Origin of the sequence: Herminiimonas fonticola (assembly GCF_003293745.1) — a bacterium.
Lineage (GTDB): Bacteria > Pseudomonadota > Gammaproteobacteria > Burkholderiales > Burkholderiaceae_D > Oxalicibacterium > Oxalicibacterium fonticola.
In genome coordinates, this window is sequence record NZ_PTLZ01000001.1 from 394,979 (window position 1) to 412,872 (window position 17,894).

The 17,894-nt window shown below is 53.9% G+C and carries 22 protein-coding genes; 7 read left to right on the forward strand and 15 right to left on the reverse strand.

Features of this window, described 5'->3' with window-relative positions:
- The first annotated feature begins 55 nt into the window (after positions 1 to 55).
- Positions 56 to 187 (forward strand): hypothetical protein, encoded by a 132-nt coding sequence (locus tag Hfont_RS15250; protein ID WP_277739593.1) that lies wholly within the window; start codon positions 56 to 58, stop codon positions 185 to 187.
- 115 nt (positions 188 to 302) lie between these two features.
- Here Hfont_RS15250 and Hfont_RS15030 read toward each other — a convergent pair whose 3' ends face one another.
- The 5 genes from Hfont_RS15030 to Hfont_RS01965 all read right to left on the reverse strand — a co-directional run bounded on the left by Hfont_RS15030 (position 303) and on the right by Hfont_RS01965 (position 2,939).
- On the reverse strand, positions 303 to 446 hold the full coding sequence (locus Hfont_RS15030; RefSeq protein ID WP_162845852.1) for a DMT family transporter: 144 nt from the start codon (positions 444 to 446) through the stop codon (positions 303 to 305).
- 76 nt (positions 447 to 522) lie between these two features.
- Positions 523 to 1,116, reverse strand: coding sequence for an FMN-dependent NADH-azoreductase (locus Hfont_RS01950; RefSeq protein WP_112990560.1), 594 nt, complete (start codon positions 1,114 to 1,116; stop codon positions 523 to 525).
- Between the two features lie 10 nt (positions 1,117 to 1,126).
- A complete protein-coding gene (locus Hfont_RS01955; RefSeq protein WP_112990561.1) occupies positions 1,127 to 1,585 on the reverse strand; it encodes a GNAT family N-acetyltransferase in 459 nt (152 codons plus the stop codon).
- A 96-nt stretch (positions 1,586 to 1,681) separates the two neighbouring features.
- Complete coding sequence (locus Hfont_RS01960) at positions 1,682 to 2,437, reverse strand: SDR family oxidoreductase (protein WP_112990562.1); 756 nt, start codon at positions 2,435 to 2,437, stop codon at positions 1,682 to 1,684.
- Between the two features lie 64 nt (positions 2,438 to 2,501).
- Positions 2,502 to 2,939: a carboxymuconolactone decarboxylase family protein gene (locus Hfont_RS01965; RefSeq protein ID WP_112990563.1), complete on the reverse strand. Its 438-nt coding sequence runs from the start codon at positions 2,937 to 2,939 to the stop codon at positions 2,502 to 2,504.
- Between the two features lie 115 nt (positions 2,940 to 3,054).
- Between Hfont_RS01965 and pdxR the strand changes: the two genes are divergently transcribed.
- Positions 3,055 to 4,503, forward strand: a complete 1,449-nt coding sequence (gene pdxR, locus Hfont_RS01970) for a MocR-like pyridoxine biosynthesis transcription factor PdxR (RefSeq protein WP_112990564.1) — start codon at positions 3,055 to 3,057, stop codon at positions 4,501 to 4,503.
- 57 nt (positions 4,504 to 4,560) lie between these two features.
- Here the strand turns inward: pdxR and Hfont_RS01975 are convergent, their stop codons facing one another.
- Positions 4,561 to 5,730, reverse strand: coding sequence for an MFS transporter (locus Hfont_RS01975; protein ID WP_112990565.1), 1,170 nt, complete (start codon positions 5,728 to 5,730; stop codon positions 4,561 to 4,563).
- A gap of 117 nt (positions 5,731 to 5,847) precedes the next feature.
- On the opposite strand from Hfont_RS01975, the gene Hfont_RS01980 reads away from it, so the two are divergent.
- Positions 5,848 to 6,594, forward strand: a complete 747-nt coding sequence (locus Hfont_RS01980; RefSeq protein ID WP_112990566.1) for an AraC family transcriptional regulator — start codon at positions 5,848 to 5,850, stop codon at positions 6,592 to 6,594.
- A 9-nt stretch (positions 6,595 to 6,603) separates the two neighbouring features.
- Here the strand turns inward: Hfont_RS01980 and hpxZ are convergent, their stop codons facing one another.
- The 3 genes from hpxZ to Hfont_RS01995 are packed head-to-tail and all read right to left on the reverse strand — an operon-like array spanning position 6,604 to position 8,327.
- The gene (gene hpxZ, locus Hfont_RS01985; protein ID WP_112990567.1) at positions 6,604 to 6,987 is read right to left on the reverse strand and encodes an oxalurate catabolism protein HpxZ; all 384 of its coding nucleotides are present in this window, start codon (positions 6,985 to 6,987) and stop codon (positions 6,604 to 6,606) included.
- The gene (locus tag Hfont_RS01990; RefSeq protein WP_112990568.1) at positions 6,977 to 7,204 is read right to left on the reverse strand and encodes a hypothetical protein; all 228 of its coding nucleotides are present in this window, start codon (positions 7,202 to 7,204) and stop codon (positions 6,977 to 6,979) included. Before Hfont_RS01990 ends, hpxZ begins: the two co-directional genes overlap by 11 nt.
- Before the next feature lie 52 nt (positions 7,205 to 7,256).
- On the reverse strand, positions 7,257 to 8,327 hold the full coding sequence (locus tag Hfont_RS01995) for a tartrate dehydrogenase (RefSeq protein ID WP_112990569.1): 1,071 nt from the start codon (positions 8,325 to 8,327) through the stop codon (positions 7,257 to 7,259).
- 259 nt (positions 8,328 to 8,586) lie between these two features.
- On the opposite strand from Hfont_RS01995, the gene Hfont_RS02000 reads away from it, so the two are divergent.
- Positions 8,587 to 9,024 carry a universal stress protein gene (locus tag Hfont_RS02000; RefSeq protein WP_112990570.1) on the forward strand — a complete coding sequence of 146 codons (438 nt, stop codon included), beginning with the start codon at positions 8,587 to 8,589 and terminating at the stop codon, positions 9,022 to 9,024.
- A gap of 151 nt (positions 9,025 to 9,175) precedes the next feature.
- Here the strand turns inward: Hfont_RS02000 and Hfont_RS02005 are convergent, their stop codons facing one another.
- Both Hfont_RS02005 and glmS read right to left on the reverse strand, forming a co-directional pair.
- Entirely contained in the window at positions 9,176 to 9,916 is a 741-nt protein-coding gene (locus tag Hfont_RS02005) for a head GIN domain-containing protein (RefSeq protein ID WP_112990571.1), read from the reverse strand.
- 436 nt (positions 9,917 to 10,352) lie between these two features.
- On the reverse strand, positions 10,353 to 12,170 hold the full coding sequence (gene glmS / locus Hfont_RS02010) for a glutamine--fructose-6-phosphate transaminase (isomerizing) (RefSeq protein ID WP_112990572.1): 1,818 nt from the start codon (positions 12,168 to 12,170) through the stop codon (positions 10,353 to 10,355).
- A gap of 146 nt (positions 12,171 to 12,316) precedes the next feature.
- On the opposite strand from glmS, the gene Hfont_RS02015 reads away from it, so the two are divergent.
- On the forward strand, positions 12,317 to 12,790 hold the full coding sequence (locus Hfont_RS02015) for an Lrp/AsnC family transcriptional regulator (protein ID WP_112990573.1): 474 nt from the start codon (positions 12,317 to 12,319) through the stop codon (positions 12,788 to 12,790).
- 61 nt (positions 12,791 to 12,851) lie between these two features.
- Here Hfont_RS02015 and glmU read toward each other — a convergent pair whose 3' ends face one another.
- Entirely contained in the window at positions 12,852 to 14,210 is a 1,359-nt protein-coding gene (gene glmU / locus Hfont_RS02020; RefSeq protein WP_112990574.1) for a bifunctional UDP-N-acetylglucosamine diphosphorylase/glucosamine-1-phosphate N-acetyltransferase GlmU, read from the reverse strand.
- A 78-nt stretch (positions 14,211 to 14,288) separates the two neighbouring features.
- Here glmU and Hfont_RS02025 point away from each other — a divergent pair, with 78 nt between their 5' ends.
- Both Hfont_RS02025 and Hfont_RS02030 read left to right on the forward strand, forming a co-directional pair.
- Complete coding sequence (locus Hfont_RS02025) at positions 14,289 to 15,125, forward strand: DUF6279 family lipoprotein (RefSeq protein WP_241522983.1); 837 nt, start codon at positions 14,289 to 14,291, stop codon at positions 15,123 to 15,125.
- Positions 15,126 to 15,184: 59 nt separating this feature from the next.
- The gene (locus tag Hfont_RS02030) at positions 15,185 to 15,574 is read left to right on the forward strand and encodes a DUF1090 domain-containing protein (protein WP_112990576.1); all 390 of its coding nucleotides are present in this window, start codon (positions 15,185 to 15,187) and stop codon (positions 15,572 to 15,574) included.
- 106 nt (positions 15,575 to 15,680) lie between these two features.
- Here the strand turns inward: Hfont_RS02030 and ttcA are convergent, their stop codons facing one another.
- From ttcA to Hfont_RS02045, 3 genes are read right to left on the reverse strand one after another with little or no spacing between them, the layout of a single operon-like run.
- Positions 15,681 to 16,652, reverse strand: coding sequence for a tRNA 2-thiocytidine(32) synthetase TtcA (ttcA, locus tag Hfont_RS02035; RefSeq protein ID WP_112990577.1), 972 nt, complete (start codon positions 16,650 to 16,652; stop codon positions 15,681 to 15,683).
- 1 nt (position 16,653) lies between these two features.
- Positions 16,654 to 17,049: a dihydroneopterin aldolase gene (locus Hfont_RS02040; protein WP_112990578.1), complete on the reverse strand. Its 396-nt coding sequence runs from the start codon at positions 17,047 to 17,049 to the stop codon at positions 16,654 to 16,656.
- A 57-nt stretch (positions 17,050 to 17,106) separates the two neighbouring features.
- Positions 17,107 to 17,886, reverse strand: a complete 780-nt coding sequence (locus Hfont_RS02045; RefSeq protein WP_112991654.1) for an SDR family oxidoreductase — start codon at positions 17,884 to 17,886, stop codon at positions 17,107 to 17,109.
- Between the last annotated feature and the right edge of the window lie 8 nt (positions 17,887 to 17,894).

The following is a 17,894-nucleotide window of genomic DNA, read 5'->3' on the forward strand; positions in this document are numbered from 1 at the left end:
TTTTCCCGCTGTACCGGCCTCACGCGATGGCCGGCAAATCCCAAGCGAGGTAATAATGGACGTCTTACTTTACGCACTTTTCTGCTTGCTCTTGCCGCTATGGGTTTTCGGCGGTCTGTATCTTGCGGTGGAGGCTGCCGAAATGGCCAAGGAACACTACACCAAGGTCAAGACCAAAAGGGAGTGAGTACATGCAAACCCGGAGGGCGCTTCTACATCACGCCATCCGAATCTGCAGGGTGAGTGGACGCCCAGCTCACCTTGAATAACCTCGGCCAGCCATCATCCAATATTCCCCAGTTTTACGAGACCAGCTTGAGTCCGATTACGCCTGCCAGAATGAAAACGATGCGGAGTATTCGCAGCGGTGCAGTCGAGTCACCCAGTAGCATCATCCCCAGAATCGCAGCAAAAAGCCCGGCGACGCCAAGTAATGTCGATGCCATGAGTGACAGATCCGTTCTTTGATGCGCCAGGCCTTGCGGCCGGGCGAGGGTTTTATGATGCTCTTGCCGCCGTGGGTTAGAGCAATTTTTCGGATAATTTTTGACGCGCTTCATCCACTGCCTGCGTGACTGCTTCCGGCCCGAAGACCAATCCTTGCAGCGGGAAGAAATGCACATCGTTGATGCCGATGGATGCCAGCGCATACTTCAAATACGGCGTCAGGAAGTCAGCCTGTTTCGCACGTTCGCCGACATGAAAGCCGCCTGAGCTGACCAGTACAAAAGTTGGCCTGTCTTTCATCAATCCAACCTTGCCTTGCGGTGTGGAATTGAAGCTGCGGTTGATGCGGATCACATGATCTATCCACAGTTTTAGCGCGGCGGGTACCGTGAAGTTATGCATGGGCGTGACGATGAACAGCATGTCATTTTGCTCAAGCTCGACGATCAATCGTTCCGACCAATCGAATTCTTCTGCATCGTGTGGCGTGTGCGAAGTGACAGCCAGCGCGTAGTCGCGTCCTATCGGAGGAATCGGTGACTGCACCAGATCGCGTTCGGTGATTTGTACGTTGCTCAGACCTGATGCGGCAATCGCTTCCCTGGCAAGTCGGTAGCCGTGGCTCGCATCGCTGTGCGGGCCGCTGTTCAATAACAAAATGCGTGTCATGTTTCGAGTCCTATTTTTGTACTTGCGTTTGTTTAAGCGGTTCGACGAAGTGCATGCCTTGTGCAAGCAAGCCTTGGCGGAAGTAAAAGCGCTGTGCCAGTGCCATATGCAAGCCGGTATCCAATACAAAATTTTCGCAATTCAAGTCCATGGCTTGTTGGCGTGCCGCTTGCAGCAAGCGTTCGCCGACGCCGCCACGATGCAAGGATGACGTCACCACCAGATCATCAACGTATACGAAACGACCGTACAGTAAATTATCCATCAGGCGATAACCGGCAAGGCCGACGATTGCACCGTCGCTCCATGCTGCGAGCAGACGATAACCTTGCGCACGCTGATGAGCGATCTGTACTGCGTAAGTTGCGCAATCTTTCAGGTGCGGACGCAACTCCTTCATTACCGGGAACGACGCTTCCAGATCATCGGTGCTGTGTTCGATGTGGCTGATATCCACCAGAGACTTCATTTATTTCTCCAAAAGGCATGGGCGCTTTATCGTTGCAGCAATATTGCAATGCGGCTGCAACGATAGAACGGGCACGAATCAATATTCGCATTCAACTTATTTTGCTGATTGCGATTTGTTGAGCCAGGCGGCAAATGTTGCGGTGCCAAGGCGAGCTTCACCGATGGGCGTCAACGATTGATCGTTGAGTTGCGCGCCGTAATACGCTGCCTTGCTGTCAGACACGACGACGCGTGTGTCCTTGAGGGCAGTCAGGTAACGCTTCATCAATTCTGCGAGGCCGACTTTTTCCGGACCGGCAGCATCGAAGGTGCCGTTGATCGGCTGTGCCAGCGCAGTGTCAGACACAATCGCTGCGATGTCGTCGGAGGAAATCGGTTGTACGTGTGCCGGTGACAAACGGATCTCGTTGCCGACCGTACCGTATTGCGCGATGCCGCCGAGGAATTCAAAGAACTGTGTAGAGCGGACGATGGTGTAGGGCACCTTGGCCGCCTTGATCAAATTCTCTTGTGCCATCTTGGCGCGGAAGTAGCCGCTTTCCAGCATGCGTTCGGTGCCGACTACGGACAGCGCGATGTGATGTTTGACGCCGGCTGCTTCTTCCGCTGCGAGCAGATTGCGGCCGGAGGTTTCAAAGAAGTCGAGTACGGCCTGGTCTTCGAACGAAGGCGAGTTGCTCAAATCGATCACGACTTGCGCGCCTTTGACTGCATTCGCCAATCCCTCGCCGGTCATTGTGTTGATGCCGGTGCTTGGTGAGCCAACCAACACTTCGTAGCCGAGCTGGCGAAGATTGGTGACCACTTTAGAGCCGATCAGGCCACTGCCACCGATAACAAGAATTTTCATATAAACCTTTCAATGTGCCCGCTTGGGGCGAGGGATTGCGTGGGGTTGCTCATGTTGCTGATGATTACACTGGCATTTTGCGGAAGGCAATGGCAAAACGGTTCCAGCTATTGATCGATGTGATCAGCGCGGTCAGCTCCATCAGTTCTGCATCGGTGAAGTGTGGGCGCACTGCTTCCCAGACTGCATCCGGCACGTGGTTTTGCGAAACCAGTGTCAGCGATTCTGTCCATTCCAGCGCGGCGCGTTCGCGGTCGCTGAAGAATGGAGTTTCGCGCCAGGCCGAGACGGTTGCCAGGCGACGTTGTGATTCGCCTTCTTTCAGCGCATCGGTGACGTGCATGTCGAGGCAGAAAGCGCAGCCGTTGATTTGCGATGCGCGCAGGCGGACCAGTTCTTTGGTCAGGATTTCGATGGTGCCTTTGGCGAGTTGGTTTTCAACGCCCATCAGTACTTTCATGATGGCTGGTTCGGCGGTGTAGAAGTCGAGACGTGGTTGCATGTGAAGCTCCTTGTTTAGGTACAGCGGGTTGAATAAATTGGCGTTTCCTTGATGTGTAGTATGCGAATATCATGGCCATGTTAGAAGGGCCAAGAAATGCAAAAATGACTAGTCCATGAAAAAGCCGCCAAATAACGCAAACAGCGCCAAACCTGAACTTGACCTGCAGATCGACCGCACGCTGGAATTGCCTATGTACCTGCAGATATGCCAGCGTTTCAAGACGGCAATTGAGCAGGGGCATTTGCATGCAGGCGATCGCGTACCTGCGGTGCGCGCGCTGGCGACGGAATTGAATCTGGCGCGCGGCACGGTGGAAATGGCTTATCGCATCCTGACCGACGAAGGCTATTTGCAGGTCAGGGGAGCGGCGGGGACAGTCGTTTCGCCATCCTTGCCGCAACCTGCGCTGCAAAAGCCGCAAGCGCCTATGCCGGGGCAAACGGTGTCTGGCATTCTCGATCACGATGGCAAGGCACCTAAGCCGCTGCAACTGGGTTTGCCTGCGCTGGATGCTTTCCCGCGCAAGGTGTGGAATCGAATTGTTGCGCATCGCCTGCGCGGCAGCGACCCGGCGCGGCTGGGTTATCCAGCTCCTGCCGGCTACGACCGTTTGCGTGAACGGATTGCCACGTATCTGGGCGTGTCACGCGGCGTAACTTGTTTGCCGGAGCAGGTGTTCATCACAACGGGGTTGCGCACGACGCTGGAACTGATCTTGAGCAGCCTGTCCACGGCTGGCGATGAATTCTGGTTTGAAGATCCCGGCTATATTCTGGCGCGCCCGTTTTTGCAAAACGCGGCAGTCAAGGTAGTGCCGGTGCCGGTCGATGAAAATGGTTTGATGGTTGAAGAGGGCAAGCGCCTCAGTCCATATGCGAAGTTCGCGATGGTCACGCCCTCACATCAAAGTCCCTTGGGCATGACCTTGTCTCTCGAACGTCGGATGGCTTTGCTGGAATGGGCCAGTAGTGTCGGCAGCTGGATTATTGAAGACGATTACGACAGTGAATTCCGTTATCAGGGACGGCCGCTGCCCGCGCTGAAAAGTCTGGATAGGAATGATCGCGTCATCTACAGCGGCACGTTCAGCAAGGTGATGTTTCCGGGTTTGCGATTGGCGTACGTGGTCGCACCTGTCAGCGCGGTCGCACGTTTCCAGGCGGTCGCTTACAACTTGAATGCTGGTTGTCCCTATTTGCTGCAGGCTGGCGTCGCAGACTTTATCGCCGAAGGTCACTTCTCACGACATCTGAAAAAAATGCGCCTGCTATATGCAGAGCGTCGCGCAATTACGCAGCGTGTTTTTCAGGAAGTATTGGGCGATCGCATACGCATCGATTTGCGACCGGGCGGCTTGCATATGCTGGCGAAGCTGGGCGATCACGAAGATGACGTTCTGTTGGCAGATCGTGCACGCGAGCTGGGTTTGGCCATGCATCCCTTGTCACGCTGGTACATCAATGCAAAACCGCAACAGGGATTGTTGCTGGGGTTTGCCAATGTGATTGATGAGAAAGATGCGCGACGCATCGCGATGAAACTCAAGCAAGCGATGTCATAAAAAACGCCGGGATCTTTCAGTGAATGTGCAATGACTTTCGATGCGTTTTTAAATTACTCAGCTTGGCGAACGGTCTTCATTTGGAAATGTAATCGCGCCCAGAATAACCAGTACGCACAATGCTCCCAATGCCTGCAGCATCAACGTAAAGCCGCCGCGTTCGTGTAGCGTTGCAACCAGACCGACCGATGCGCCCGCTGCAGTAAATCCTAGGAAATAGCGCACCGAGTAAGCACGCGCCCGCCATTCGTCGCTAGTGTATTTTCCTATCATGGCGTCATTGACCGTCACTTGTCCAAAGATGCCGATGATGATGCCTATGCAAACCAGCACCAACGGCACGCCGGACAATGCTGCGCCGAAGAAAAGCAGCGGCGCGAGTATCAACGCGAGCGGCAGGAACAAGGTCTTGAGTGAATGCTTGTCGAGCAGATGGCCGATGATGTATTGCGCGAATGCACCGAACACATAGGTGCCTGCAGCGATGACGCCGAGCAGTGCGGTATTGGTGGTCAGGTCAGACAGGCGTTCTTCAAACAATTTCGGCAAGGCGACGGTCAGTGCATTGAATGTCGTCGAGCTGGCGATGATGGTGATGACGAGTGCGGCGATGACGCGCCACATCGCTTCTTTCGATACACGTGCGGCTGTGTGATTCGCTGCTTTGCGACTGCCACGCGCTTCATGTTTGACCTTGCTCGCAAAGAAAATCCCGATTGCGATTGCGGCAAGTCCCGGTAACACGAATGCCCAGCGCCAGCCCACGTATTCACATACTACGCCGGTGACGAGTGCCGACGATGCCACACCCAGATTGCCCCACACACCATTGACGCCGACTTCGCGGCCGAGCTTGTCCGCATGCGAGACCAGCATTGCGGTACCCACCGGATGATAGATTGCGGCGAACAGGCCGACGGCGAGCAACGCGACACTGAGCTGTTGCGGCGTCTGCGTTAATCCTACGGACATCATTGCCAGACCGATGCCGATAAAGAAAATCACCATCATGTGACGCCGACTCCAACGGTCGCCCAACCATCCTGTGAGTAGTGAGCCAGCACCGAACGCGATAAAGCCCGGCGTTGCATACGGCAGCAAGTCGGCATAGCTCATGCTGAAAACCGGAGCCATGACGATGACCGCCGCCGCGAAAACCAGCATGGCGTAGTGGTCGATGAAATGAGCGACGTTGATGTAAGCGATAACGGTGCGTGGATGGTTCACGAACTGGCCTTTCCAAAAAGAGTGCGCCTAGGTTAATCTGACTGTTCATCGACTGGCAGACAACTAACATCGCTTACGCGCCAAGTTAAGGCGTGATTTTGGAATGCGGAGAAATTAATGATTATTGGCGCCACCTCTTATCCGCGCGGTACGCAACTGGGATTGCATGTGCATCGCGAGGCGCAATTGCTGTTTGCATCCAGCGGCATCATGCAGGTGACGACACCGAAAGGTCGTTGGCTGGTACCGCCTGCGCGCGCCGTCTGGCTGCCGCCCGGAATCGAACATGCAGTCGATGTGCTGGCCGATATTGAAATGCGTGCCTTGCTGGTGCCGTCAGATTGGCTGGCAACTCACCCTGAAGCGCCACGCTTGAATCGCGAGTTTGTCGTCGCCGTTGGCCCGCTATTGCGTGAAACTATCCTTGCCGCGTTCAAGCATGCTTCGAATGTGAAGCGTATCAATCTGTTGGTGGAAGTTGCGCTATTCGAACTCGCAGAAGATGAAGATGCAGCGACCTTCATGCCGTTGCCAAACGATGCTCGTGCACGGCGCGTGGCGGACATGATCCTCGCAGATCCCGCGAACGATAGAGAACTGGAATTGCTTGCCCACGCCGCCGGCGCATCCGCGCGCACGATCACGCGCCTGTTTTCGGCAGAAACGAATTTGACCTTCAAGGAGTGGCGACAGCGTGCACGCATCATGGCGGCGGTCGAAGCTTTGGGTAGCGGCAAAACATCGATCAAACAACTCGCGGCAGAACTGGGTTTCAGCAGCGTCGCCGCTTTCGGTCATGCGTTTCGGCAGATCATGGGGATGACGCCTAGCGAGATGATGCGCAGATCAGGTGGGACGGGCTAATGGTTTTGTTTATGTCGACATCAAGGACACGTGCGCTGCGACTATGCGCCAGCCTTGCGGTAGTCGTAACCAAGTATGGCTTTGACGACCGATGCGCGTTTCGCCTTTGCGCGTGAACTCGGTATTGGCAGTCGCATAGTCGTGACCGTAGGTGGTGATGACGGTGTTCATCAGTTCACGTTCCAAGCCCTTAGCTGGACGCGCAAGGCGGAAGGCGCGTATCGCTTCGTAACCGAGAAGATTTTCGCCTACGCCGTAACGCAATGTGTTTGGATTGTTCCAAAATAATTCATCCAGCACGGCGACATCATTGCCAGTCAACGCTGCTTCGTAACGCATGAATGCAGCAGTCACTTCGGCGACTACTTCAGGTAGGTTGATTTCATGTTCCATGTTGAATGTTCTCTTTCTGCTTGGCGCGCACCAAAGTCTGCACCGCGTTGAGGAGATCACCTTTTGTCACGGCGCTATCAAGCGATATTCCATAGCGCTCTGCCTCGTCTTTGTGCTCCGGATTGGCAGGTTCATCCTGATCTTCCCGCACAGTCATCGACTGCCTGATCGCATATTCCAGAATGGTTAAGCGTTCGATTAAATTATCTTGTTCCATGCGGCTTGTCTCTTGTTCCTTGTATTGTCATCTCGCAGCAAGTCCTTGCAAATTAGCCGGCGACAGCAGCGGCAATTGCGATGCCGATGTCTGCCGTCCTGGCATTGCCGCCCAGATCGGGAGTGCGCGGACCATCTGCCAGGACTTGCTTGATGGCGTCGAGTATCGCATCGTGCGCTGCGCGTTGCCCAAGAAAATCCAGCATCAGTGCGCCAGACCAAATCATCGCGATCGGGTTGGCGATGTTCTTGCCGTAAATGTCGGGTGCAGAACCGTGCACCGGCTCGAACAATGAAGGGAATATGCGTTCCGGATTCAGATTGGCCGATGGCGCCAAGCCCATGGTTCCGGTGCATGCGGGACCGAGGTCGGACAGGATGTCGCCGAACAGATTGGATGCGACGACGACATCAAAGCGATCCGGCTGCAAGACGAAGCGCGCGGCAAGGATATCAATGTGCTGTTTGTCTACGGCGACGTCGGGATAACTTTTGGCCATATTATCTGCGCGTGAATCCCACCACGGCATGCTGATGGCGATGCCGTTTGATTTGGTTGCGACAGTCAGGCGTCGTCGTGTACGGCTTTGTGCCAGCTCGAACGCATACTTCAATATACGGTCGGTGCCCCTGCGCGAAAATGCCGATTGCTGCAGCACGAGTTCGCGCTCGGTACCTTCGTACATGATGCCACCGATTGCGGTGTACTCGCCTTCTGTGTTTTCACGCACTACATAAAAATCGATATCGCCAGGCTTGCGATTGGCGAGCGGACAAGGCACGCCTTCGAACAGGCGCACCGGCCGCAAATTGACATACTGATCGAATTCACGTCTGAACTTCAGCAGCGAACCCCATAGAGAAACATGATCAGGCACGGTAGCCGGCCAGCCGACCGCACCGAAATAAATGGCATCGCAACCTTGCAGTTGCTGCTTCCAGTCGTCGGGCATCATCTTGCCGGTTTGCGCGTAGTAGTCGCAACTGGCCCAGGCGATGTGCTTGTATTCGAGGCGAATGTCGAAGCGCTTTGCTGCGGCATCAAGCACGCGCAAGCCTTCAGGAATGACTTCTTTCCCGATGCCGTCGCCGGGGATGATCGCGATTTTGAATGATGGGTTCATGTGTAATTAAAAATGAAAACTACTTGAAGGGCCGTTATTCGGGGGGCGGATGCTGCTCATCATTGTATGCATTTCTGGTTGACGTCAACCGCGTGCGTCAGTATCCCAATTGATATCGCAGCTACGTGAGGGAAGCCGGACGTATTGCGGGAAAGTTTTTCTTGCAAATGAACAATGAAAAGTCGAAAAACAAACTCTCATGTTGAAAAAATGTAAAGAAATCCTAGACTGAAAATACAATCACAGCAGGAGAATAAAAATGTTCAAGCACATCCTACTTCCGACCGATGGTTCTCCTCTGTCTGAAATTGCCATCCAGAAAAGCATATCGCTGGCCAAGACTCTCGGTGCCAAAGTGACCGGTTTGTATGTCATTCCGGAATATCACACCTTTACATGGCAGACTGAAATGCTGATAGATACGAGTGAAGATTATGCGAAATTTAGTCTGGCTCAAGCAGAAAAGTTTCTGGCCGTGATCCGCGACCAGGCAAAAGAAGCTGGCGTAACAGTCGCATTGCTCCATGTCATCAGTGAGCATCCCTATGAAGCGATCATTAAAGTTGCGGATGATAACCAGTGTGATTTGATAACCATGGCATCGCATGGTCGCAAAGGTGTTCAAGGATTTTTAATTGGTAGTGAAACTCAAAAAGTCCTCGTACATAGCAAAATACCCGTGCTGGTGTATCGATGAGTATTCCGAGAGATGTCGAATCGTTGGGATATCTCTTGTAATGGCAGGTGCAACTCGCCTTGTCCGGGCCCATCGCGGCTATGTGATGGAAACCGGTCGCATTGTGCACCCTGGTCGGTACGCATTTATCGGAACGCGATGCGCGGTACATCTACTCAAAAATTACATCTCCGCTGCCTGCACGTTCGACATTGCGTTTTGGCGGAGCCCCTTTGATACGGACGTCACCGGAGCCAGAGACATCTACTCTGGCGGATTGCGAGGCATACGTGTACACATCGCCGGATCCGTGGACCTGGATATCTGCGGACTTCGCCTTGATGCCGACAATATCGACGTCCCCGGACCCCTCCACGACAACGTTGACCGTATCCACCGAACCCGAGGCTTTGATGTTTCCAGACCCTGCAATCCGGAGCTGCAGCGCCGTGCCCGCAAGCCCGGCACCGACAAAGCTTCCTGATCCGTTAATCCGTACGGCCACTGGCGACGGCCCCGCGACCAGGGCACGTATGGGGGCGCTGGTCGAGAATGATCTATTCGTTGCCAGAACGAGTTGGCCGGCCACTACTTCAACAGTGATCAATGGCAAGATGTTTTCCTGCGCCAGCAGGCGCACGGACGGTTTCGTCGAGATCGTGTAGGTGACGTCGACAGGTCCATCAATCATTACCGCATTAAACCAGGCTACCGGTCTGGCTTCTTCCTTCACTGGTCCTTGACCGATGACGCTCTCACTTGAGCCGTATACGGTTTTCCCGTCCACAATCACCACGCTGCTGCTTCCATTGCTCCCGGCCGCGCCGCGTGCCGTAGCAGTCGAATTACCTGCCGCTTCGCATGACAGGGCCGCGACGGCGAGTAAGCTTCCAACGATTGATAGGTTGTTCATTTCTGCCCTTTCTGGAGTGACCGCCAGCCAATTTGCTTTGTCCACAGCTTGCGTAGTAGCAAGGCAATCTCAGTAGCGGCGATGACCTCATCCGTTAGGCGATATCAGCTAGTGCAGGCCGCTTTGTCTGAACCGCGAAGAGCACTCAACATCCGGCATTGTTCCAGACGACAACATCTGAAATGAATTCGTCAACGAAAGGTCGTTCAACATCTAACAATGAATCTACAGTCGAAAACATAACCATACATCCATGCCGGTTCCAAATGGCGCAATTTTTCATGCCTGATAAGCAAAGGGGAAAATACATCGGCCCAAGTACCCGCAAAGGCCTTGAATCTGGAAGCGCCCTATAAAAAAGGCCGCTCAATGAGCGGCCTGCGATCTTTATGACAGTAGTAAACAATTTACGACATGGTTTTCATGAAATAGCGGCTTATTCAACCGTCACGGATTTGGCAAGATTTCGTGGCTTGTCGACGTCAGTGCCGCGCGCCAGTGCCGTGTGATATGCCAGCAACTGCAAGGGCACTACATGCAGAATCGGCGACAGCGCGCCGTAATGTTCAGGCAGGCGAATCACGTGCAGGCCTTCACCCGAGGTGATGCGCGAATCGCCATCGGCGAAGACGTACAGTTCGCCGCCGCGGGCGCGGACTTCCTGCATATTCGATTTCAATTTTTCGATCATCGAATCATTCGGTGCAACGGTGACGACCGGCATTTCTTCAGTAACGAGTGCGAGCGGGCCGTGCTTCAATTCCCCAGCCGGATATGCTTCAGCGTGTATGTATGAAATTTCTTTCAGCTTCAACGCGCCTTCGAGTGCGATCGGGTAATGCAGGCCGCGGCCGAGGAAGAGAGCATTTTCCTTGCGGGCGAAGGCTTCTGCCCACGCGATGATTTGCGGTTCCAGCGCGAGCACGGCGGTGAGTGCAACCGGCAGGTGGCGCATTTCCTTGAGGTAGGCGGCTTCCTGTGTATCGCTGAGGCGACCTTTTACTTGCGCCAATGTGAGCGTCAGCAGGAACAGTGCGGCCAGTTGCGTGGTGAAGGCTTTGGTCGATGCGACGCCGACTTCAACCCCGGCGCGCGTGATGTAGGAAAGCGCACACTCACGCACCATTGCACTGGTGGCAGAGTTGCAGATCGTCAGCGTGTGTTGCATGCCTTGCGATTGCGCGTGACGCAGTGCGGCCAGCGTGTCGGCGGTTTCGCCGCTTTGTGAAATTGTGACGACGAGCGATTTCGGATTCGGCACGCTGTCGCGGTAACGATATTCACTGGCGATTTCCACATCGCAACGGACGCCGGCAATCGCTTCTATCCAGTACTTGGCGGTCATGCCCGAGTAGTAGCTGGTGCCGCAGGCAAGGATCAGAACTGAATCTATCTCTTTGAAAATATTGAAGGCCTTGTCGCCGAAAATATCCGGCGTGATGCTTTCTATACCTTCAAGCGTGTCGGCAATCGCGCGCGGTTGCTCGAAGATTTCCTTTTGCATGTAATGGCGATACGGGCCGAGTTCGACTGCGCCGGTATGCGCGTGCACGGTTTTGACTTCGCGCTGTACTTGCTTGCCATTCGCATCGACGATCCAGACGCGTTGCAACTGCAGGTCGACGACGTCGCCTTCTTCCAGGTAAATGATCTGATCTGTCGTGCCGGCCAATGCCAGTGCATCGGAGGCGACAAAGTTTTCGCCATTGCCGACGCCGACGATCAGCGGCGAGCCGCGACGTGCACCGACCACGCGATGTGGTTCGTCACGGCTGAATACTGCAATCGCAAAAGCACCGGTCAGGCGTTTGGTAACGAGTTGCACGGTTTCGAACAGGTCGCCGGTATACATGTGTTCGATCAGATGGCCGATGACTTCGGTATCGGTCTGGCTTTCGAATACGTAGCCCAATGCTTTCAGCTCATCGCGCAGCTCATCGTGGTTTTCGATGATGCCGTTATGCACGACAGCGATGCGATCGCGTGAAAAATGGGGATGCGCATTGTGCGATGCCGGCGCGCCGTGGGTGGCCCAGCGGGTGTGTGCGATGCCGGTAAAACCTTCGAGATGTTCCTTGGCGATCTGCTTTTCCAGTTCTGCCACGCGCGCGGTGCTGCGCGAGCGCTCCAGCTTGCCGTCTACATGCAGCGCGACGCCGCAGGAATCATAGCCGCGGTATTCAAGCCGTTTGAGTCCTTCGACCAGGATAGGGGTGATATTGCGTTGCGCTACTGCGCCGACGATACCGCACATGGGAACCTCGTGGTGATTTGTGTAAGTGACACAGTCTAGAGTAGGGTTTGTGAAATAAGTTTTCTAAATATTCAAATAAATGGCTTATTATTTCTCTTGAATGGTTAAGTGAAATTAAATTTCAAATACAAGACAATATTTTCCATATGAGCGACGACACAATATTGCTGGATGAGCTGGACCGCCGCATCCTGAATGCCTTGCAGGCCGATTCGTCGCAAACCAACAATGATCTGGCGCTGGCCGTCCATGCATCGCCGCCCACCTGTCTGCGGCGCGTCAAGCGCATGGTCGATGCCGGCGTGATTGAGCGTCAGGTAGCGATCGTCTCGCCGCAAAAGATAGGTGCGGGTCTGACTGCGATCGTTGAAATCACCTTGGATAATCAGGCGGCTGAGCGGCAGGTGGAGTTTGAGGTTTTGGTCGCCGCCGAAAGTGCAGTCTTGCAATGCTATCGCGTGTCGCCGGGGCCGGACTTTGTGCTGGTGATTCAGGTCGCCGATATGCCGGCGTATAACGCCCTGGTTCACAGGCTGTTTGCGTCGCATGCGAATGTGCGCAATGTGAAAAGTTTTTTCTCCATCCACCGCAGCAAGTTTGAAACGCGGATTGCAGTATGAAAAAACGCCGGCTTGAGCCGGCGTTTTTTTAAGTAGTGCGGGTGATGATTTGCTCCAAATCTTACTTCTTGATTTTGACCGGTCGCTGCCAGCCTTCCACCGTAATTTGCTTTGCACGCGAGACAGTCAGCTTGTCAGCCGGTGCATCCTTGGTCAGCGTCGTGCCCGCACCGATAGTCGAACCCTTGCCTACGCGTATAGGGGCAATCAATTGCGTCGCGCTGCCGACGAAGACGTCGTCTTCGATGATGGTGCGCGATTTGTTGACGCCGTCGTAATTGCAGGTGATGGTGCCAGCGCCGATGTTGACGCGTGAGCCTACGGTCGAGTCGCCTATATAGGTCAAATGATTGGCCTTGCTGTGAGCGGCGATCTCGCTGTTTTTCACTTCGACGAAATTGCCGATGTGGACATCTTCCGCCAGCACAGTACCTGGGCGCAGACGCGCGTAAGGTCCGATGATGCAGGCTTCGCCGACGACGGCATTTTCAAAATGGCTGAAAGGGCGAATGTGGGTTTGCGCACCGACGGTCGTATTGTGGATCACGCAGTATGAGTCGACGCGTACGCCGTCTGCCAATGTGACGTTGCCTTCAAAGACGCAGCCGACATCGATGCTGACATCGCGTCCGCAAGTCAGTGTTCCGCGCACATCGATGCGTGCCGGGTCTGCCAGCGTGACACCTTGTTCGAGTAATGCGTTGGCGATGTTGTGCTGATGCACGCGTTCCAGTTCGGCCAACTGGACTTTGCTGTTGACGCCGTGGGTTTCCCACACCTTGTCTGGTTGGGCGGAAACGACTTCGACGCCATCGGCCACTGCGCTGGCAACAATATCGGTCAGGTAATACTCGCCTTGCGCGTTTTTGTTGGAAAGACCGGCCAGCCATTTTTTCATCTTGGCGGTAGGAGCAACGATGATGCCGGTGTTGACTTCACGGATCGCGCGCTCCTGCTCGCTGGCATCTTTTTGTTCGACGATGCGTTTGATCGTGCCATTTTCACGAACGATGCGGCCGTAGCCGGTGGGGTTGTCCAGATCAACCGTCAATATGCCTAACTTATCCGAACCTGCGATGTCCAACAAACGTTGCAGCGAAGCAGCAGTTGTTAAAGGCACGTCGCCGTAAAGAATCAGCGTAGGCGCATTGTCATCGAGTTGCGGTACTGCCTGCATGACGGCGTGGCCGGTACCAAGTTGTGGTTCCTGTTTGGCAAACGATAAATCTTTGGCTTGCAATAATTGCGGTACCTGTTCGCCGCCGTGACCGTAGATCACGCACAGCGTCGATGGGGACAGTTGCCGCGCCGTATCAATCACGTGAGACAGTAGCGGCTTGCCCGCTAGTGGATGCAAGACTTTCGGCAGCGCAGATTGCATGCGCTTTCCCATACCTGCAGCAAGAATGACGATATTCATAGGAAGCCAGTTAAAAGAATGCAAAATTTTATCACGCGTCCTCTTGGTCCTTTTGCAAAAAAGATATCGATTCTTTGCATGACGATCCTGTTGCTTGGCTGCAGCGCTGCGCGGCTGGGTTACAGCAACGGTGAAATGATTTCCTACTGGTGGCTAGACAGCTATGTCGATTTCGATAGTGAGCAAAAACCGTGGGTGAAAAATCGCATCGATCAGGTGTTTGCCTGGCATCGCAAGACGCAATTGAAAGAATACGTGCGCCTGATCAGTCGTACGCAGCATCGCGACCTTGGCACGGTGACGCAAGCCGACTTGATGGGCGATTATAACGATGCCAAAACACGCGTGTTGATGATTGCCGACCGGGCTGTGCCCGAGCTGGCAGATCTGGCGCTCTCACTCGACGCGGAGCAGATCGCCAATGTCGAAAAGAAATTTTCCAAATCCAATGACAAGTTTCGCAAGGAATATCTGAGTGGCGATACTGAATCGCGCCAGGAATTTCGTTACAAGAAGGCGTTGAAGCAGGCGGAATACTGGTTTGGCAATTTCAGCAGGGAGCAGCAAGCGAAAATCCGCATCGCATCGGATGCGCGCCCGCTGAATAACGACTTGCTGATGATAGAACGTGTAAACCGCCAGCAGGAATTGGTCGCGCTATTGAAAAAAATCCAGACGGAAAAACCGGGCAGGGAAGCGACGATTACGATGCTGAAGAAATTTGTTGCGGCAACGGTCGATCACTTTGGCAACAAGCAGCATCAGGTATTCTTTGATGAATCGACTGCGGCAACGGCCGGCATGGTGGCGAACATCATGCATATTGCGACACCTGCGCAGAAGACACATTTCGTGCAGGCATTGCAGGATTGGATCAGCGATTTCAATCGTTTATCCACCAAGGCTGCAGCATAGCTAGAATCAGAAGTTGGAATAAACGGGAAAATTGAAATGCTAACCACAAGGGAGTGTTTATGAAACGTTTGGCTACTGCAGTATTACTGTCCTCAATCGCAGCATTGTCGGTTGCGCAAAAGGCGCCAGATGCAGCAGATACCTGTCTCTCGAAACGTCAGGATATTCTGACGCAGATCGATCAGGCCAAAGCAAAGGGTAATAATAAACAAGTGGCAGGGTTGAACAAGGCATTGAAAGCGAATGACGCGAACTGCACGCCCGAATCATTGCGCCGCGCAGGCGAAAAAGATGTGAGCGAAGCACGTGCGAAAGTGGCAGATCGTGATCGCGAATTGACTGAAGCGAAAGCTGAAGGCAAGGACAAGGACAAAATCGCCAAGCGCGAACAGAAGTTGAATGAAGCGCAGGCGGAATTGCAACGCGCGCAAAAGGCGCTGGGCAATTAAGATGGAATCGGCAGACTGTGGATATTTTCTGCCAGGGTTTGTGACAGGATTAAGCCGCAGCATTTGCACAAGGCTTTCAATGTTTAAGGTGAAAGCCTTGTAGAGATTATTCTTCCGAACGCAGCGGAATAATGCTGGACACAGTAGAGCCGGTAGAGCACGGTTCTTCATCGAAGGCGATGTCACCATTTGCCATCGCCTCGCCAGTCGCTTTCAAATCCTTGAAGCCGAACAGTTCGCCATCCATCAAATGCGATGGCACGACTGTCGATAGCGACGAGAAAATATTGTCGACGCGACCTGGATGTTTTTTCTCCCATTCACGCAACATGTTCTTGATCTGTTTGCGCTGCAGGTTTTCCTGGCTGCCGCACAGGTCGCATGGAATGATAGGGAAGTTTTTCACCTGCGCGTAGCGTTCGGTGTCGGCTTCTTTCACATACGCCAGAGGGCGGATTACGATGTGCTTGCCATCGTCGGATTGCAACTTCGGTGGCATGCCTTTGATCTTCGCGCCAAAGAACATATTCAGGAAAAATGTTTCCATGATGTCGTCTCTATGATGACCGAGTGCGATCTTGTTCGCACCCAGTTCATCGGCAACGCGATACAGAATGCCGCGACGCAGACGCGAGCATAGAGAGCAAGTCGTTTTGCCTTCCGGGATCAGGCGCTTGACGATGCTGTAAGTATCCTGATTTTCGATATGGAATGGGATACCCAGTTCTTTCAAATACGCAGGCAGGATGTGATCAGGGAAATTCGGTTGCTTCTGATCCAGATTGACCGCAACGATATCGAACTTGATAGGCGCACGTTCACGTAGCGTCATCAAGATATCCAGCAATGCATAACTATCCTTGCCGCCGGATAAACACACCATGATCTTGTCGCCGTCTTCAATCATGTTGAAGTCTCCGATCGCCTGACCGACCTGGCGGCATAGGCGTTTGTGTAACTTGTTATTTTCGTAGACGATCTTTTCGCTGGCTTTGAAGCTCAGGGCTGCGGCCGTTTCAGCTGGCGCTGCAGCAGTGACAGCTGCGTTCTCGGCATCGTTCATCAATGTTTGGGACATATCAGTTCCCCTTGATACGGAATACTTCTACGCCTACCGATTCGCAATCCGGATAGACGTCGGGTTTTTCTGTCGACACACGTGCCGCGCGCACTTTAGGATGCGCGAGCATCGCCTTGATCACGTCGTCGCACAACGTTTCCTGCAAATGCACATGACCTTCGGCCATGCGCTTGGCGATGGTGCTACGCATGAAGTCGTAATCGACCACTTCATCCAGCGAGTCGTGCGTTGGCGTCGAGTCATTCAGCGGGATGAACAGATCGACGTTGATCACTACGCGTTGCTCGCCCTTCTTTTCAAAATCGTGCACGCCGATATTGATCTGCACTTCGTAGTCGCGCAAAAACAAACGACGGCAATCGGCGAGCTGTGGATGGAAAAGGAAGGAATTCATATCTGTTATTAAACCGGTTGTATTGCAAAAAATCTTGCGGTGAAAAATCTTAAAAAATCAGGAGGCGACAAACATGACGTCGCGCTGCAGGGGAATCAGGTGCTGGCCGCCATCGACGACGATCGTGGTGCCGGTAATGGCCGGCGATTCAGCGACGAAGCAGACTGTCGCGGCGATATCTTTCGATGTGCTGGAGCGGCCTAGCGGCGTGACTTTATGTGCGCGCTCGAATTCTGCTTCGCTTTGGTCGCCGGACACCAAGGTAATGCCTGGCGCAACGCCGACCACACGCACCTTGGGTGCCAGCGCCTGCGCCAGCATGGTCGTGGCACTGTGCAAAGCCGCCTTCGACAAGGTGTAAGACAAAAAATCCGGATTCAGATTAAACAGTTTTTGATCGAGCAGATTGACGACGACCGATTGTTCATCATCGGCGGTTTCTTCAAACAGCGTTTGTGCCAATAAAACCGGTGCTACCAGATTGACGTGCATATGCGCATCCAGCGATGCAGCAGAAAAATCGGTCGCGCTATCGTAATCAAATAGTGATGCGTTATTTACTACGCAGGAAATCGGCCCCAGTTGTGCTGCCGCGGTACGCAACAAAGCTTTGACCGCAGCCTCATCGTTCAAGTCGCAGGGCAGCGCAATTGCGTTGCGACCCAGCGCTTCGATCTCGGCAACCGTCGCGCGCGCCTCATCGGCCGAGCGCGCGTAATGCACCACGATATCCCAGCCGCGTTGCGCCAGCGCGAGCGCAATCGTGCGACCTATGCGTTTGGCCGCGCCGGTAACGAGCGCTGTTTTTCTTGAAACGGTTGCTTGGTCTGTGGACATGGATGCTT